This window comes from Pseudooceanicola sp. DL12 (assembly GCF_056270665.1).
In genome coordinates, this window is the sequence record NZ_CM149884.1 from 4328045 (window position 1) to 4343265 (window position 15221).

19 protein-coding genes are annotated in these 15221 nt (G+C 68.0%); 7 read left to right on the forward strand and 12 right to left on the reverse strand.

Annotated features, from left to right (window positions below):
• The first annotated feature begins 62 nt into the window (after window positions 1-62).
• Window positions 63-611, forward strand: coding sequence for an ActR/PrrA/RegA family redox response regulator transcription factor (locus tag AC0WR5_RS20240; RefSeq protein ID WP_475865700.1), 549 nt, complete (start codon window positions 63-65; stop codon window positions 609-611).
• Between the two features lie 222 nt (window positions 612-833).
• Here the strand turns inward: AC0WR5_RS20240 and AC0WR5_RS20245 are convergent, their stop codons facing one another.
• Window positions 834-1835: an aldo/keto reductase gene (locus AC0WR5_RS20245; RefSeq protein WP_475865702.1), complete on the reverse strand. Its 1002-nt coding sequence runs from the start codon at window positions 1833-1835 to the stop codon at window positions 834-836.
• A gap of 136 nt (window positions 1836-1971) precedes the next feature.
• Here AC0WR5_RS20245 and AC0WR5_RS20250 point away from each other — a divergent pair, with 136 nt between their 5' ends.
• Together AC0WR5_RS20250 and AC0WR5_RS20255 are read left to right on the forward strand one after the other, a co-directional pair.
• Window positions 1972-2916, forward strand: a complete 945-nt coding sequence (locus AC0WR5_RS20250; protein WP_475865703.1) for a LysR family transcriptional regulator — start codon at window positions 1972-1974, stop codon at window positions 2914-2916.
• 102 nt (window positions 2917-3018) lie between these two features.
• Window positions 3019-3168 (forward strand): hypothetical protein, encoded by a 150-nt coding sequence (locus AC0WR5_RS20255; RefSeq protein ID WP_475865704.1) that lies wholly within the window; start codon window positions 3019-3021, stop codon window positions 3166-3168.
• Here AC0WR5_RS20255 and AC0WR5_RS20260 read toward each other — a convergent pair.
• Window positions 3165-3659: an N-acetyltransferase family protein gene (locus AC0WR5_RS20260; RefSeq protein WP_475869083.1), complete on the reverse strand. Its 495-nt coding sequence runs from the start codon at window positions 3657-3659 to the stop codon at window positions 3165-3167. The genes AC0WR5_RS20255 and AC0WR5_RS20260 overlap by 4 nt on opposite strands.
• On the reverse strand, window positions 3659-4252 hold the full coding sequence (locus AC0WR5_RS20265; RefSeq protein WP_475865706.1) for a hypothetical protein: 594 nt from the start codon (window positions 4250-4252) through the stop codon (window positions 3659-3661). The genes AC0WR5_RS20260 and AC0WR5_RS20265 overlap by 1 nt, the downstream gene beginning before the upstream one ends.
• A gap of 109 nt (window positions 4253-4361) precedes the next feature.
• On the opposite strand from AC0WR5_RS20265, the gene ahcY reads away from it, so the two are divergent.
• On the forward strand, window positions 4362-5756 hold the full coding sequence (gene ahcY / locus AC0WR5_RS20270; protein WP_475865708.1) for an adenosylhomocysteinase: 1395 nt from the start codon (window positions 4362-4364) through the stop codon (window positions 5754-5756).
• A gap of 130 nt (window positions 5757-5886) precedes the next feature.
• Here the strand turns inward: ahcY and AC0WR5_RS20275 are convergent, their stop codons facing one another.
• The gene (locus AC0WR5_RS20275; RefSeq protein ID WP_475865709.1) at window positions 5887-6900 is read right to left on the reverse strand and encodes an alpha/beta hydrolase family protein; all 1014 of its coding nucleotides are present in this window, start codon (window positions 6898-6900) and stop codon (window positions 5887-5889) included.
• Between the two features lie 149 nt (window positions 6901-7049).
• On the opposite strand from AC0WR5_RS20275, the gene AC0WR5_RS20280 reads away from it, so the two are divergent.
• On the forward strand, window positions 7050-7916 hold the full coding sequence (locus tag AC0WR5_RS20280) for an SAM-dependent methyltransferase (protein WP_475865710.1): 867 nt from the start codon (window positions 7050-7052) through the stop codon (window positions 7914-7916).
• Between the two features lie 17 nt (window positions 7917-7933).
• Here AC0WR5_RS20280 and AC0WR5_RS20285 read toward each other — a convergent pair whose 3' ends face one another.
• On the reverse strand, window positions 7934-8407 hold the full coding sequence (locus AC0WR5_RS20285) for a GNAT family N-acetyltransferase (protein WP_475865712.1): 474 nt from the start codon (window positions 8405-8407) through the stop codon (window positions 7934-7936).
• Window positions 8408-8621: 214 nt separating this feature from the next.
• Here AC0WR5_RS20285 and AC0WR5_RS20290 point away from each other — a divergent pair, with 214 nt between their 5' ends.
• Window positions 8622-8936, forward strand: a complete 315-nt coding sequence (locus AC0WR5_RS20290; RefSeq protein WP_475865714.1) for a hypothetical protein — start codon at window positions 8622-8624, stop codon at window positions 8934-8936.
• Between the two features lie 83 nt (window positions 8937-9019).
• Window positions 9020-9289 carry a DksA/TraR family C4-type zinc finger protein gene (locus AC0WR5_RS20295; RefSeq protein ID WP_475865716.1) on the forward strand — a complete coding sequence of 90 codons (270 nt, stop codon included), beginning with the start codon at window positions 9020-9022 and terminating at the stop codon, window positions 9287-9289.
• A gap of 13 nt (window positions 9290-9302) precedes the next feature.
• Here the strand turns inward: AC0WR5_RS20295 and AC0WR5_RS20300 are convergent, their stop codons facing one another.
• The 7 genes from AC0WR5_RS20300 to tsaD all read right to left on the reverse strand — a co-directional run bounded on the left by AC0WR5_RS20300 (window position 9303) and on the right by tsaD (window position 15171).
• Window positions 9303-9650: a hypothetical protein gene (locus AC0WR5_RS20300; protein ID WP_475865718.1), complete on the reverse strand. Its 348-nt coding sequence runs from the start codon at window positions 9648-9650 to the stop codon at window positions 9303-9305.
• Window positions 9651-9795: 145 nt separating this feature from the next.
• Window positions 9796-11367, reverse strand: coding sequence for an alanine/glycine:cation symporter family protein (locus AC0WR5_RS20305; RefSeq protein WP_475865719.1), 1572 nt, complete (start codon window positions 11365-11367; stop codon window positions 9796-9798).
• A 17-nt stretch (window positions 11368-11384) separates the two neighbouring features.
• Window positions 11385-11822, reverse strand: coding sequence for a universal stress protein (locus AC0WR5_RS20310; RefSeq protein ID WP_475865721.1), 438 nt, complete (start codon window positions 11820-11822; stop codon window positions 11385-11387).
• 587 nt (window positions 11823-12409) lie between these two features.
• Complete coding sequence (locus AC0WR5_RS20315; RefSeq protein WP_475865723.1) at window positions 12410-12832, reverse strand: EVE domain-containing protein; 423 nt, start codon at window positions 12830-12832, stop codon at window positions 12410-12412.
• A complete protein-coding gene (locus AC0WR5_RS20320; protein ID WP_475865725.1) occupies window positions 12832-13104 on the reverse strand; it encodes a YciI family protein in 273 nt (90 codons plus the stop codon). The genes AC0WR5_RS20315 and AC0WR5_RS20320 overlap by 1 nt, the downstream gene beginning before the upstream one ends.
• A 4-nt stretch (window positions 13105-13108) precedes the next feature.
• Window positions 13109-14068, reverse strand: a complete 960-nt coding sequence (locus tag AC0WR5_RS20325) for an NAD(P)H-dependent glycerol-3-phosphate dehydrogenase (RefSeq protein ID WP_475865727.1) — start codon at window positions 14066-14068, stop codon at window positions 13109-13111.
• The gene (gene tsaD, locus AC0WR5_RS20330) at window positions 14065-15171 is read right to left on the reverse strand and encodes a tRNA (adenosine(37)-N6)-threonylcarbamoyltransferase complex transferase subunit TsaD (RefSeq protein WP_475865728.1); all 1107 of its coding nucleotides are present in this window, start codon (window positions 15169-15171) and stop codon (window positions 14065-14067) included. The genes AC0WR5_RS20325 and tsaD overlap by 4 nt, the downstream gene beginning before the upstream one ends.
• Window positions 15172-15221: the final 50 nt, after the last annotated feature.

Genomic DNA, 15221 nt, shown 5'->3' on the forward strand with positions numbered 1-15221 from the left:
ACAATTCTGCAGGGCGGAACGCCGCCCTGCCCCTTGCTCTCAAAGGAGAGGTACTGTTTGCCATGGACGACACCCTGGAGATCGGCGCAGACAAGAGCCTGCTGCTGCTGGACGATGACGAGCCCTTTCTGAGGCGCTTGGCCAAGGCCATGGAGAAGCGCGGTTTCGAGGTTGAAACCGCCGAGACGGTCGCCGAGGGCAAGGCCATTGCCCTGGCCCGCCCGCCGGCCTTTGCAGTCTGTGACCTGCGGCTGGAAGACGGCAACGGACTGGACGTGGTGGAGGTGCTGCGAGAGGTCCGGCCCGACTGCCGTGTCGTGGTTCTGACGGGCTATGGCGCCATCGCCACCGCCGTTGCCGCGGTGAAGATCGGAGCGACGGATTATCTGTCGAAGCCGGCGGATGCTACGGATATCACGAATGCGCTGCTGGCCAATGGCGATGCGCTGCCGCCGCCGCCGGAAAACCCGATGAGCGCCGACCGGGTGCGTTGGGAACATATCCAGCGGGTCTACGAGCTATGTGACCGGAATGTCAGCGAAACTGCCCGCCGGTTGAACATGCACCGCCGGACCCTGCAGCGGATCCTGGCCAAGCGTTCGCCCCGTTAACGCCCCCGGAAAGGGGTAAATTTCCAACGTCGGTATTACGTCGGTATCGTGTCGGTATTACGTCGGTGCGAAATTTGCGCGGGTAGGGATTTACCAAGGCTGACAAGAGGTTGACGCGCAGCCGGCGCGCCCGGGGCAGCGTGCGGCCGGTTAACCCGTGCCGGGGCGGTTTTTCCGCCTCCGGCGGGAGTATTTTCGGAAAGATGAAACGGGAGGGCGCGGTCAGGTGCCGACGCCCTTCATGCCCTCTGGGGTGTAGCGGTCGCCGGAGACCGGCAGCGCCTGCAGGGCGTCGAGCTCGGCCAGGTCATCGGGGGTGAGAACCACGCGGGCGGCGCCGAGGTTGTCGGCGAGCCAGCGCAGCCGCTTGGTGCCGGGGATCGGCACGATGTCGGGGCCCTGCGCCAGCAGCCAGGCCAGCGCCACCTGCGCCGGGCTGTGACCATGGCGGGCGGCCACGGCAGAGACGCGATCGGCGATGGAGCGGTTGACCGCCAGGGCCCCGGCCTGGAAGCGCGGCAGGGCGCGGCGGAAATCCGTGGCGTCGAGATCCTCGCTCTTGCCGATGCGGCCGGTCAGGAAGCCGCGGCCGAGCGGCGAATAGGGCACGAAACCCACCCCCAGCGCACGGCAGGCAGGCAGCACCTCGGCCTCGGCGCCGCGTTCCCAGAGGGAATATTCCGACTGCACGGCGGTGACCGGATGCACCGCATGGGCCCGGCGCAGGGTGGCGGCGCTGACCTCGCAGAGGCCGATATGGGCGATCTTGCCCTCGGCGACCAGGGCGGAGAGCGCCTCCATCACCCCTTCGACCGGCCGATCGGGGTTCACCCGGTGGACGTAGTAGAGATCGATCTGCTCGATCCCAAGACGGCGCAGCGAGCCTTCGACCGAGGCGCGGGCATAGGCGGGGCTGTTGTCGATGCCGCGGGCATATTCGCCGGGGGCGCGGACGATGCCGAACTTGGTGGCGATCCTCGGCCGGTCACCGGCGGGCAGGCCGCGCAGGAAGCCCCCGATGAGGGTCTCGTTGTGATGGGCGCCGTACATGTCGGCGGTGTCGAGCATGTCGATGCCCTGATCGACGGCGGCGTGCAGCACCTGCAGGGAGGTTTCGTCGTCGCGGGGGCCGTAGAATTCGCTCATGCCCATGCAGCCGAGGCCGAGGGCGGAGGTTTCGAAGCCCTGGCCGAGGGTGCGGCGGGGAAGACGGGGAAGATCCATGGGAGGTCCTTTCGGTGTGGCGCCCCGGAAAGGTGCGGCAGGTGGGGTGCGGCAGGTGGGGGCGGTTGTGGACGCGGCACAGAGGTGGCACCTTTCAGGAGCGGAACACAGGCACGAAAACGGAGAGCAGATTTCCATGAGCGGAAACCCTTTGCCGAAGAGCCCCTTTTCGAAACCGGCCGGCGGCGGCCTGATCTGGGATGACCTGCGGGTGTTCCTGAGCGTGGCGCGGGCCGGCACCCTGAGCGGTGCGGCGCAGGCGACGAGCCTGGGCATTGCCACCGTCTCGCGGCGGATCGAGCGGCTGGAGGGCGAGATCGGCCAGCCGCTGTTCCTGCGGACCCAGACGGGATACCCGCTGACCGAGGATGGCCGGGCCCTGATGGAGCGGGCCGAGGACATGGAGGCCATGGCGCTCTCGCTCGCATCGGGGGTGCGGCAGACGGCGGAGGTGACGGGCACGGTGCGCCTGGCCACGGCCGAGACATTCGCCACCCACCTGATCTTGCCGCAGATCGGGCGGCTGAGGGCGGCGCATCCGCAGCTGCACCTGGAGGTGCTGACCGATATCGCCACGGTGAACCTGCACCGGCGCGATGCCGATATCGCCCTGCGCATGGTCAAGCCCGAGCGCGGCCACGTGAGCCTGCAGCGGCTGGGGCGGCTGGGTTTCGGCCTGTATGGATCGCGCGATTATGTCGCCGCGCGGCGGCCCGGCGCGGATGCGGCGGATTTCGAGGGCGACGATTTCATCGGCTGGTCGGAGGGGCAGGCGCATCTGCCGGCGGCGCAATGGATGGACCGGGTGATGCAGGGGCGGCGGCCCGGGCTGATCACCACATCGGTGGCGGCGCAGCTGAGCGCCTGCCTGGCGGGCCAGGGCCTTGCGGTGCTGCCGCATTGCCTGGCGGAACCGCGGCTGGTCTGCCTGAAGGCGGACCTGGGCGTGGATCAGCAGATCTGGCTGGTGACGCAGGCCGACCTGGCGCAGGCGCGGCGGGTGAAGGTGGTTGCCGATTTCTGCCGGACCCTGGTGGAGGAGAACCGGGCGCTGCTGCGCGGGCCCGCGGCCGGGGAATGAGGCGGGTTAGGACGCGGGAAACCATGCGCCCCGGTAAGGCGCGCCCTGCGGCGGCTGACGTGTCAGGATCGGCGGATCACCACAGCTGAAACGGGGGTGCGGATGCACGGGTTTGTCATGGGCGGGTTTTTCCTGATCGTCAGCGTCACGGGCGCGGCGCTGCTGATCGACCGCGATGCGGCCCGGGCGCGGGCGGCGGCAGAGGCGGAGGTCGTGGTGCAGGCGCCCGTGGGGGCCGGCGAGCGCCGCTAGGGCTGAAGGTCGTAGCGCTTGAGCACCTTGTCGACCTGGGTGCCATCGCCGAGGCGGTAGCCGTTGATGCGGCCATGATCCTCGAAGCCGCGGCTCTGGTAGTAGATCAGCCCGCCGGTGTTGTCGGCGCGGATCTCGGCATTGATCCAGGCATAGCCCTCCTGGCGGGCGGCGGCGGCGGTGGCCTCGAAGAGCGCCGAGCCGATGCCGAGACCGGTGCGGCCCACCCGGGCAAAGGTGGCGATCTGGGCGACGTGATCGCCGTAGGTGGCATGGGGTTCGACGTACTGGAAGCCCAGCAGCGTGCCGGCCTCGTCCTCGGCCAGGTGCCAGATGGCGCGGGGGCTGCGGGCCATCCAGGCGGCGATTTCGGCGCCGGTGACCGGGTCGGTCAGCGCGGTGGTGCCGCCCTGGGCGATCACCTCGTTCAGCAGCGTGGCGACTTGGGTGCAGTCGAGCCGGCCGGCGCGGCGGATGATCGGGCGGATCATCATGGCAGCTGTGCCATGAGGGCGGCGTGGCGGGCGGTGAAATCGCGGCGGGTCTCGGCGGCGGGGCGCAGCACGATGTCGAGCCCCTCCATCAGCGCCGGGTCGGGGCGGCCGAAGAAGCCGGTGGCCTCGGTCTCGGAGAAGCCGGCGATGCGGGTGGCCTCCATCCAGGCGGAGATCCGGTCGGCCCGCTTGATGCGGGATTTCAGCGCCTTGGTGGGCACGGCGTTCAGCCCGAAGCGGATGTGGATGGCGGCGGCGAGGCGGGCATCGAGGGCGCCGTAGTCGGGCCCGACGGCGGCCTTGACCGGGGAGATCATGTCTCCGATCACGTATTCGGGCGCATCGTGCAGCAGGGCGGTGAGGCGATCGGCGGCGGAGGCCCCGGGGCAGAGCCGGCCGAAGAGGGTTTCGACCAGCAGGGAATGTTCGGCGACGGAATAGGCGTAATCGCCGGCGGTCTGACCGTTCCAGCGGGCGACGAAGGCCAGGCCATGGGCGATGTCCTCGATCTCGATGTCGACCGGCGTGGGATCGAGCAGATCGAGGCGGCGACCGGATAACATGCGCTGCCAGGCTCTGGGTTGCTTCATGTTTACACCTTGGTCATCCTGAGGCCCTACATCTCGGGCGCTGCCATTGTCGTTCCATCGGTCACCTGCTAACACCCCTCGGGACCGACCCACCAGGAGACCGGACTATATGACCCAGGACTATATCGTAAAGGACATTAACCTCGCAGCCTTCGGCCGTAAGGAACTGGACATCGCGGAAACCGAGATGCCCGGCCTGATGGCCCTGCGCGCCGAGTTTGGCGACAGCAAACCCCTGAAGGGCGCGCGGATTGCCGGGTCTCTCCACATGACGATCCAGACGGCCGTCCTGATCGAGACGCTTGTTGCCCTCGGCGCGGACGTGCGCTGGGCGAGCTGCAACATCTTCTCGACCCAGGACCATGCGGCCGCGGCCATTGCCGCCGGCGGCACGCCTGTTTTCGCCATCAAGGGCGAGACCCTGGAAGAATATTGGGATTACGCCGACAAGATCTTCGATTTCGAGGACGGTTTCTGCAACATGATCCTGGATGACGGCGGCGATGCCACCATGTACATCCTGATCGGTGCCCGCGTCGAAGCCGGCGAGACCGACCTGATCGAGACCCCGACGAGCGAAGAGGAAACCTTCCTGTTCGCGCAGATCAAGAAGCGCATGGCGGCCAACCCGGGCTGGTTCACCAAGCAGCGCGAGCTGATCAAGGGCGTGTCCGAGGAAACCACCACCGGCGTGCACCGCCTGTACGAGCTGCAGAAGGCGGGCCACCTGCCCTTCCCGGCGATCAACGTCAACGACAGCGTCACCAAGTCGAAGTTCGACAACAAGTACGGCTGCAAGGAATCGCTGGTCGACGGTATCCGCCGCGCCACCGACACCATGATGGCCGGCAAGGTTGCCGTGGTCTGTGGCTATGGTGACGTGGGCAAGGGCTCTGCCGCATCGCTGGCCGGTGCCGGCGCCCGCGTGAAGGTGACCGAAGCCGACCCGATCTGCGCCCTGCAGGCCGCCATGGACGGTTTCGAGGTGGTGCTGCTGGAAGACGTGGTCGACAGCGCCGACATCTTCATCACCACCACCGGCAACAAGGACATCATCCGCATCGAGCACATGCGCGCGATGAAGGACATGGCCATCGTCGGCAACATCGGTCACTTCGACAACGAGATCCAGGTGGCCAACCTGAAGAACCACAAGTGGACCAACATCAAGGACCAGGTGGACATGATCGAGATGCCCTCGGGCAACCGCATCATCCTGCTGTCCGAAGGCCGTCTGCTGAACCTGGGCAACGCCACCGGCCACCCCAGCTTCGTGATGTCGGCGTCGTTCACCAACCAGACGCTGGCCCAGATCGAACTGTGGACCAAGGGCGACCAGTACAAGAACGAAGTCTATGTTCTGCCCAAGCATCTGGACGAGAAGGTTGCCGCGCTGCACCTGGAGAAGGTGGGCGCCAAGCTGACCAAGCTGAGCCCGGAACAGGCCGCCTATATCGGCGTGACGCCGGAAGGCCCGTTCAAGCCGGACCACTACCGCTACTGATCTGCACCAGCAGACCGGACGATTTGGAAACCCCCGCCAGTGGCGGGGGTTTTCTTTTGCCATGCAGGCAGCTGCGGGTTTCCGGGTGAATGGTCCCGGGGCCCGCGAGGCAAGCCCCGGTTTGCAGGGCTCAGGACTGCGGTTTCAGCGCCTGGGCCGCGAGGGCGACGATGCGGTCATGCACCGCCTGCCGGGCCGCGGAATCGTTGCCGCAGATGGCCGGATCGCCGTCATCCTCGGCCAGAATCGCGGCCCCCTTGGGCGTGCAGAGCGCAAAGGCATCCATGGGCGTGGCACCGGGCAACAGGGTGGGATCCCCTGCCCCGGCGACTTGCCCCGGCAGCGCCCCGAGGCCCAGCACGGTGAGCGGCGCGGCGCCCTGCGGCAGGGTGAGCAGCCCGGCATATTCCGGTGCGATGGCCAGCGCGGCGGTGATCCGGGGATCGGCCTGCGAGGCCGCGAGACGCGCGGGATCGGTTGCGGCGAGCGAGACGCCCTGCCCCGCGAACCAGCCGCAATCGGGGCCGTTGCCGGCATCCTCGGCGCCCGGATCGCAGGCGGCGGCATAGCCCGGGGCGTCGATCTCGGCACCGGCCAGGCGCGCCACGGCGGTGCCGCCCAGGGCAAAGCCCACGGCGCCGATGCGCGAGGTGTCGATGTAGCCGGAGAACTGAGGATCGTTCAGCAGCGCGGTGAGCGCGTCGGAGAGATCCTGCGGGCGGCGCCAGATCTCCTCGAGCGCGGCCTCGGCGCTGGCAGGGCGCGGGGCCGAGACCTCGACCGCGATCATCCCCTGTGCGGCGAGACCGGCGGCGAGCCAGGCGCCGCTGTCGGCGGCAGAGCGCAGCCCGCCGTGCGAGACGAGCACCAGCGGCAGCGGCCCCGCGACGGGCGTGCCGTCGCGCACCGCGTCAGGCCCCCGGAAGACGGCGTTGCCGGTTTCGGGCGCGGCAGTGCCGCCGGTGGCGGGATACCAGAGCGTGAGGGACAGCGGGCGCTCGCCCTGCCCTTCTTCTTCACCCGTTTCAGGTGCGGCAACCGTGGCCGAGGTGACGCCGATCAGCGGATCGGCCAGGGCTGCACCTGAGAGGATGGGAAGAGCCAGGGCGGTGGCGCAGAGCGCCGGAAAGAGACGTGAGAACATGGCGTGCCTTTGCATGTGGGGCGCGATCTGACGCCCGGCGGCAGGTTGGCCCGGGGCCGCGGCGGGTGCAACCATGCACGGCGGTTTCGTTTGGGAAAACGGGAGGATGGGCGTAGCCTGTGCCCGGGAAGAGGACCACGGAGGATGCGATGACGGAGGAGCGGGCAGAGGCGGTGACCGACCAGGGGCGCAGGGTGGCCGCGCATTGGGCGAAGCAGGTGATCGGCTATGATGCGGCGCTGCAGGCGCTGCGCGATGCGGGCGTGGACCCGGCGCAGGCGGTGCCCGCGGACCTGCACGGCATCGACATGATCCACATGGGCGGGCTGCAGGCCACCGATGACCTGGCCGCGATGGCGGGCATCGGGCCGGGCGTGCGGGTGCTGGACGTGGGCGCCGGGCTGGCCGGATCCTCGCGCCGCTTTGCCGATCGCCATGGCGCGCAGGTGACGGCGGTGGAACTGTCGGAGGTGCTGGCCGGGACGGCGCGACAGCTGAACGCGCTGGTGGGCCTGTCGGAGCGGGTGGAGGTGCTGACCGCGAGCGCCCTGGCCCTGCCGGTGCCGGAGGCCAGCGCCGAGGTGGTGGTGATGCAGCACGTGGCGATGCAGATCGCGGAAAAGGACCGGCTGTTCGGCGAGCTGACGCGGGTGCTGGCGCCCGGCGGGCGGCTGGCGCTGCACGAGATCTTTGCCGGCACCGGGGCGCTGAAATGGCCCCTGCCCTGGGCCACCGATCCGGCGATGTCGGCGCTCGAGGGGCTGCCGGCGGCACGGGAGCGGCTGCAGGCGCTGGGCCTGAGCCCGGGGGGCTTCGTCGATGACAGCGCCGCCGGGCAGCGGTTTCACCAGAAGGTCATCGCGCAATGGGGGCCGGCGGCCGATGCCGGCGCGCCCCTGGCCGGGCTGTCGCCGGAGGTGCTGCGCCAGCGGGTCGCGGCCTCGCGCGCGATGGAGCACAACCTGCGCATCGGCGCGCTGAAGGTGGGCCGGATGGTGGCGGTGAAGCCGGGGTGATCGAAGCCGGGGTGGTCTCAGGCGGTTTCGACCAGGAAGCGCAGGAAGGCGGCGCCGTCGTAGCGGACCTCTCCGGTGCAGGTGGCGCCCATGCGTGCGAGCGCCCCGAAGGCGCGGCGCGAGGGCGGCAGCAGGAAGGTGACATGGGGAATGCGCGGATCGGCGCGGGCAAAGTCCATGGCGCGGCGGGTGATCGCCATGCCGGCGCCAAAGTGTTCGGGGCGCAGGACGAGGCCGAAGTCCCAGTCTTCGCCCTCCTTCTGGAAGCCGCCCCAGCCGGCATAGGCGCCATCGACCAGGAAGGCCCAGTGGCCGAGGCCGTCACGCTGCCAGCAGGCCTCCTTGGCCGCGACGAAGGTGGCGACGGTCTCGGCGTCCCACTGCCAGGTGAGCAGCGGCATGTGTTCGGCCACCCGGGGATCGGACATATGGGCGATGATCTGCGCGGGGGCGATCTCTGGCAGGCGGGCAAAGGTGATTTCGGGCGGCAAGGGACGGTCCGTGACTGAGGGGGCGGGGCAATGGCGTCCAGTATCTCCGGTTGTGGCGGACGCCGTAACTCACAAATCCCTGACATGTGTTCCCCGACGCGTGAACATGCGGAGGATGGGCGGAGCGGCGCCCACGCGCCCGTGATGACGGCGGATGAAACCTTCCTGGGGGCCCGGGCGCTTCCTATATGTGAGGCAGGCAGAGGAGAGCATCATGTCTCGGTCACATCTTGGCGCCGCATTGGTGATGTCGGCGGTGCTGGCCGCCGGCGCGGCCACGGCGCAGACGACGACGGGCAGCGACGGCAGCGACAGCAGCGCGACGCTGCAGGACCGGATCGAACAGACCCAGCAGGCGCTGGAGGCCGAGCGCGAGCGGCGCCGGGCGCAGGAGGAGCTGTCGCGGGAGCTGCGGGAGGGCAACGTCGCCTCTGAGAGCTGGCTGAAATATCGCCAGCGTCAGCAGCAGAACAGCACGCGGCAGAAGCAGAGCGGCACGATGTTCTATCAGCAGCAGATGAACAAGTGAGCGGATTTGAAGCCGGATTTGACGGATCCCCCGCGGGGAGACAGGCTGAAGCCCGTGAAGGATCCGGATGATCGGAGAGAGCCATGGCCGGAGGCTGGTCGCGCGACGGCGCGGTGAACGAACAGATCGAAGCCTCGATCAACGACGAGCTGCAGCGCATGAAGGCGCAGCGCCGCCCCCTGGGCGAGAGCGCGACCCACTGCGTGGAATGCGAGGAGCCGATCCCCGAGGCGCGGCGCCGGGCGATCCCGGGCGTGAAACTCTGCATCGAGTGCCAGCAGGAGCGCGACGCGCGCCCTGCCCTGCGCGGCGGCATCAACCGGCGCGGCAGCAAGGACAGCCAGCTGAAATAGCGGCCGGCCGGGCTCAGCCGCCGCAGTGATGCCAGCGCGAGATGCGGCCGTCGCCGAAATCCACCGCGTTGATCAGGGTCAGCACCCCGTCGTGCACCCGGATGGTCCAGTCCTCGGCCTCGGCGCCGTTGCAGGACGCCATGACGGCAAAGGTGCCGGGCGCGGTCTCGGTGATGTCTGAGAAGGTGCAGGAGAGCGTGGCGCCATCGCGCAGCGTGTCGTCGGTGACGGTGAGCCAGGGATTGGAGCAGGCGGCGTCCTCGTGGGCCCAGGAGCCGGCAAAGGGCTGATCCGCGAGGGCGGCGGTGGCGCTGAGGGCGGGGCCCAGGGCGAGGGCGGTCAGGGCGGATGGCAGGCGCATCGGGGTCTCATCGGCGGTTTGATTACCGAAAGGAGATGAGAGTATTTCGCCGGCTTTCCAGACCCCCGCGTGCAGGAGAATGGAAAACCGGCGAAAAGGTGCTGCCCCGCGGACGGCGGAGCAGCGGAGTGCCCGGGAAGCAGGCTTACTTGAACTTCTTGATCTGGCCCGACTTCAGCTTGCCGACATAGGTCGTCAGCTCGCGCTTCACGATCGGCATCAGCATGTAGAGCGCGATGATGTTCACGATCGCCATCGAGAAGAGCATGGCATCGGAGAAATCGATCACCGGCCCGAGGTTGGCCGCCGAGCCGATCACGATGAAGAGGCAGAAGATCAGCTTGAAGATCGTCTCGGTCGCCTTGCCCTCGCCGAAGATGTAGGTCCAGGCCTTCAGCCCGTAATAGCTCCAGGAAATCATCGTGGAGAAGGCAAAGAGCACAACCGCGATGGCCAGCAGGTAGGGGAACCAGGAGAAGGCCTGGGCATAGGCGGCAGAGGTGAGTTCCACCCCGGAGACATTGCCCTCGGTGGCGATGCGGCCCGCCTCGCCGTCCCAGACATAGAGCCCGGTGGCGGGATCGACGACCAGAACCCCGGTGATCACGATGACGAGCGCCGTCATGGTACAGATCACCACCGTGTCGATGAAGGGTTCCAGCAGGGCGACATAGCCCTCGGTGACCGGCTCGCGGGTGCGCACCGCCGAGTGGGCGATGGCAGCGGAGCCAACGCCGGCCTCGTTCGAGAAGGCGGCGCGGCGGAAGCCCTGGATCAGCGCGCCGGCCATGCCGCCCGCGATGCCCAGCCCGGTGAAGGCGCCGGCGAAGATCTGGCCGATGGCCCAGCCGATCATCTGCCAGTTCATCGCCAGGATGATCAGCGATACGACGACGTAGAAGACGCCCATGAAGGGCACGACCTTTTCGGTGACCGAGGCGATCGACTTGATGCCGCCGACGATGACCGCAAAGGTGACCACCGCCAGGATCAGCCCGGTGATCCAGCCGTTGTTGGTATAGAAGCCATCGGGTGTCGAGAGCACGTTTGCAAGCTGGGCATGGGCCTGGTTGGCCTGAAACATGTTGCCGCCGCCAAGCGCGCCGAGGATCGTGAAGATACTGAAAAGAATGGCAAAAGCACCACCCAGGGGGAAGCCGCGCTCGGCGAAGCCCTTGGTCATGTAATACATCGGCCCGCCCGAGACATGGCCGTCTTCATACTCGTTGCGGTATTTCACCCCGAGGGTGCATTCGGTGAATTTCGTGGCCATGCCGAAGAGCCCGGCCAGGATCATCCAGAAGGTGGCGCCGGGGCCGCCGATGCCCACGGCCACCGCCACGCCGGCGATGTTGCCGAGGCCAACGGTGCCCGAGAGCGCGGTAGCCAGCGCCTGGAAATGGCTGACCTCGCCGGCGTCGTCGGGATCGGAATAATCCCCCTTCACCAGCTGGATCGAATGCTTGAAGCCCTTGAACTGGATGAAGCCGAAATAGAGCGTGAAGACCGCGGCGGCCACGACCAGCCAGAGGGCGATCCATGAGAAATCGGTGCCCGGCACGTTGGCAAAGATCAGCCCCACGTACCAGCCGGTGTATTTCGCGAAGGCGTTGTTGATGGTCTCGTCGATGGACTGGGCCGCGGCGGGCCCCGCCATGAGCACGGCCGAGGCCGCGGTTGCCGCCGAGAAGGCGGCGAAATTAACGAATTTCTTCATGATTTCTGCCTCTTGGCTCAGGGAACGATGACGGTGGGAACGGGCGCGACCTGGGCCAGGCCGAGCGGCACGGAGCCGAAGATCCGGCTGGTCATCGAATTCGAGCCGGAGCGGCCCACGAAGATCATCGTGGCGCTCGTCCGGATCGAGATCTCGACGATCAGCTCGACCACCTGGCCGTAGCGGATCTCGAAGGTGGTCTCGACCCCCTCGGCGGTGGCGCGGGCGACAGCCGGCGCGGTGATCACCTCTTCGGCGCGGGCAAGCTCCTGCTTGCGGCGCCCGGTGCGCTCCTCGATCTCCTGTGGCGTGAGGAAGGAATAGGGCGACCATTCCAGCACGTGGACGATATGCAGTGCGGCATTTTCCTTGCGCGCCCTCTCGATCGCATAGGTCAAGAGCTTGGCGCTGTCGTCCTCGCTCTCGTAGGCGACGACGAATGTTTCCTTTGGCATGTTGTACCCCCGTCTCGTTCGGAAGCCCCATGCGGCAGACGTGGCCGAAGAACGACATCTCCCCTGCCAGGGGCGTTCGGATCGGTTTCACGGCGACCTCTCCGGGCCGCTGCCCCTTCAACCTGCCCCCCGTGTCACGGCAATGTCATGGCTTTTCCGGAGTGAGGGCGGGAAAACCACGGGATTAGTGTAAATTAATTCTTTTCAAGGTTGTTTTTGCGGTGGAATTTCGGCGGTTGCCCCTGCGGAACCCCGTCCGCGGCGGTCGGGGCCCGGGGAATCGGCAGCATTCTAAATACTTGGAAATTGCGCGGTGGCGGGGTTTCGGGGTATCCCATCAGGGCGGCTAGGATGGCCCGAACCTTTCAGAGATCACGTGTGGTGTGTAGGGAGCACGTGGGGTAGCGGAGGGTTACGGGTATGGCCGGCCCTCCGTTTTCATTTCAGAACAGCACTTCGATGAGCGGGATATTTCCGGCCAGGTGACAGCGCCTGGTGACAGAGTGCGATGGCGCTCTTTCATCTGGCCGTAAATATCCCCGCCGGAGGCATCCGACGGGGCAGGAAGCGCGGCGCACGGGGGTGGTTCAGTCGGGGTCGGTCTCGCCCAGGGCACAGACGCGGCGCCATTCGGCCTCGGTCACCGGTTGCACGGAGAGGCGCGAGTTCTTCACCAGCACCATCTCGGAGAGCGCGGGATCGCCCTTGATCTCGTCGAGGGTGACGGGACGGGTGAAGGGGCGGAGGGCCCTGATATCCACGCATTCCCAGCGCGGATCGCCCGCCTTGCTGTCGGGGTGGACCTCGGCGCAGACCTCGACGATGCCGACGACCTGCTTCTCGTTCACCGAGTGATAGAAGAAGCCGCGGTCGCCGAGGGTCATCTCGCGCATGAAATTGCGCGCCTGGTAGTTGCGCACGCCGTCCCATTCCTCGCCGGCGTCACCCTTTGCGACCTGGTCGTCCCAGCCCCAGGTGTTCGGTTCGGACTTGAACAGCCAGTAGCGCATCAGCCGATCACCCGTTTCCAGGGCTTGATCTCGGCGCCTTCGAAGAGGCCGGCCCTGGCGTAGGGATCGTTGGCCGCCCAGGCCTCGGCCTCGGCCAGGGTCTCGACGTCGAGGATCGCCATGGAGCCGCACATGTCGCCGTTCTCGTCCAGGAAGGGCCCGCCCATCAGGACGACGCCGCTGTCGTTGGCATAGGCGAGGTGCGCGTCGCGGTTGGCCTTGCGGGTTTCGAGGGCGCCGGGTTTGTCGCGGGCGATCAGGACGTAGGGCATGGGGTCATTCCTCCTTAAGGGGCCGTGCAAACAGGATCTGCAGAGCTTTTTCCACGTCGATGCGGGCTTCGACAAGCCCGGTGACGATTTCGGTGATCGGCATGTCGACCCCGCGGGCCTGCGCCAGCGCATGGGTGGCACGGGCGGTGGCGGCGCCCTCAACGGTGACGGAGGGGTCGAAGGCCTCGCCCTGGCCGATGGACAGGCCGAAGCGGTAGTTGCGCGAGCCTTCGGAGGTGCAGGTGAGGCAGAGGTCGCCGAAGCCGGAGAGGCCGGCGAGGGTCTCGTGCTGGGCGCCGAGGCTCTCGGCCATGCGCTGCATCTCGGCATAGCCGCGGGTGATCAGCGCGGCGCGGGCGCTGTGGCCGAGACCGGCGCCAATGGCGGCGCCGCAGGAGATGGCGATGATGTTCTTGAGCGCGCCGCCGAGCTCGACGCCGGTGACATCGGTGGAGCGGTAGGGGCGCAGGTTGGGGGTGGCGAGCTGTTCCTGAAGCTCGCTGACCTTGGCGGCATCGCCGCAGGCCAGCGTGACGGCGGTGGGCAGGCCGGAGGCGATGTCATGGGCGAAGCTCGGGCCCGAGAGCACCGCCGGCGTGGCATCGGGCAGCACCTCGGCCATGACCTCGGAGGCGCGCAGGCCGGTGGAGAGCTCGATCCCCTTGCAGCAGGTCACCAGGGTGCGGCCCGAGAGCAGGTCGGCGTGATCGGTGAGCATCTGGCGCAGGGTCTGCATGGGGGTGACCATGAGCACCGGGCCATCGGCGGGCAGGGCGGAGATGTCGCCGGAGCAGACGAGGCCCTCGGGCAGGGGCACGCCGGGCAGGCGGGCGGTTTCGCGGGTCTCCTGCATGCGGGCCATGGTCTCGGGGTTGCGGCCCCAGAGCCAGACATCGGCGCCACCCTTGCGCATGGAGATGGCGAGCGATGTGCCGAAGGCGCCTGCGCCGAGAACCGAGATCATGCCTTTGCCCCTTTCTTGCCGCTGCCGAGGAGCGGCGCGGCCTGTTTGTCGAGCGGCCAGCGCGGGCGGGCCGAGAGCGCCATGCCGTCGACCTCGCCGGCGGCGAAACGCTCCATGCCGGCATAGGCGATCATGGCCGCGTTATCCGTGCAGAGCGCCAGAGGCGGCGCGGTAAAGACAGTGCCCATTTCGTCGCAGAGATCCTGAAGCGCGGCGCGGATCGCGGTATTGGCCGCCACGCCGCCGGCCACGGCCAGCAGCGGCTGTGCCGGCTTTTCCGCCAGATAGATATCGAGCGCGCGGCGGGTCTTTTCGCGCAGCACGTCCGTGACGGCGGCCTGGAAGCCGGCGCAGAGGTCGGCGCGGTCGCCCTCGCGCAGGGCATCGCCCTGCATGACGCTGTCGCGGGTGCGCAGCAGGGCGGTTTTCAGCCCGGAAAAGCTCATGTCGCAGCCCGGGCGGTCGAGCAGCGGACGCGGGAAGGCGAAACGCTTCGCATCGCCCTTTGCGGCCTCGGCCTGAACGGCGGGGCCGCCGGGCTGGGGCAGGGCGAGCAGGCGGGCGGTCTTGTCGAAGGCCTCTCCGGGCGCGTCGTCGATGGTGCCGCCGAGGCGCGTGAACTCCTGCGGGCCTTTCACCAGCAGGAACTGGCAATGCCCGCCGGAGACCAGCAGCATCAGGTAGGGAAAGGCCACGCCATCGGTAAGCCGCGGCGTGAGCGCATGGCCGGCGAGGTGGTTGACCCCGATCAGCGGCTTGCCGGTGGCCACCGCGAGGCCCTTGGCGCACATGACGCCGGAGAGCACGCCGCCGATCAGGCCGGGGCCGGCGGTGACGGCGATGGCATCCATGTCCGAGAGGCTGAGGCCCGATTGCGCCAGCGCCTGCGCCACGCAGGTGTCGAGTTTCTCGGCATGGGCGCGGGCGGCGATCTCGGGCACGACGCCGCCGAAGGGGGCATGCAGATCGGCCTGTCCGGCAACGACGGAGGAGAGCACCCGGGCCGCACCGGGATGCCCGCGCAGCACGGCGGCGCCGGTATCGTCGCAGCTGCTCTCGATGCCGAGAAAGATCAGGTCACGAGAGGTGGGGTCTTTGGCCATGGTCGTCTGCTGCCGCATTTGTTGCGCAAATCCTCTGGTGCAGGTAACAC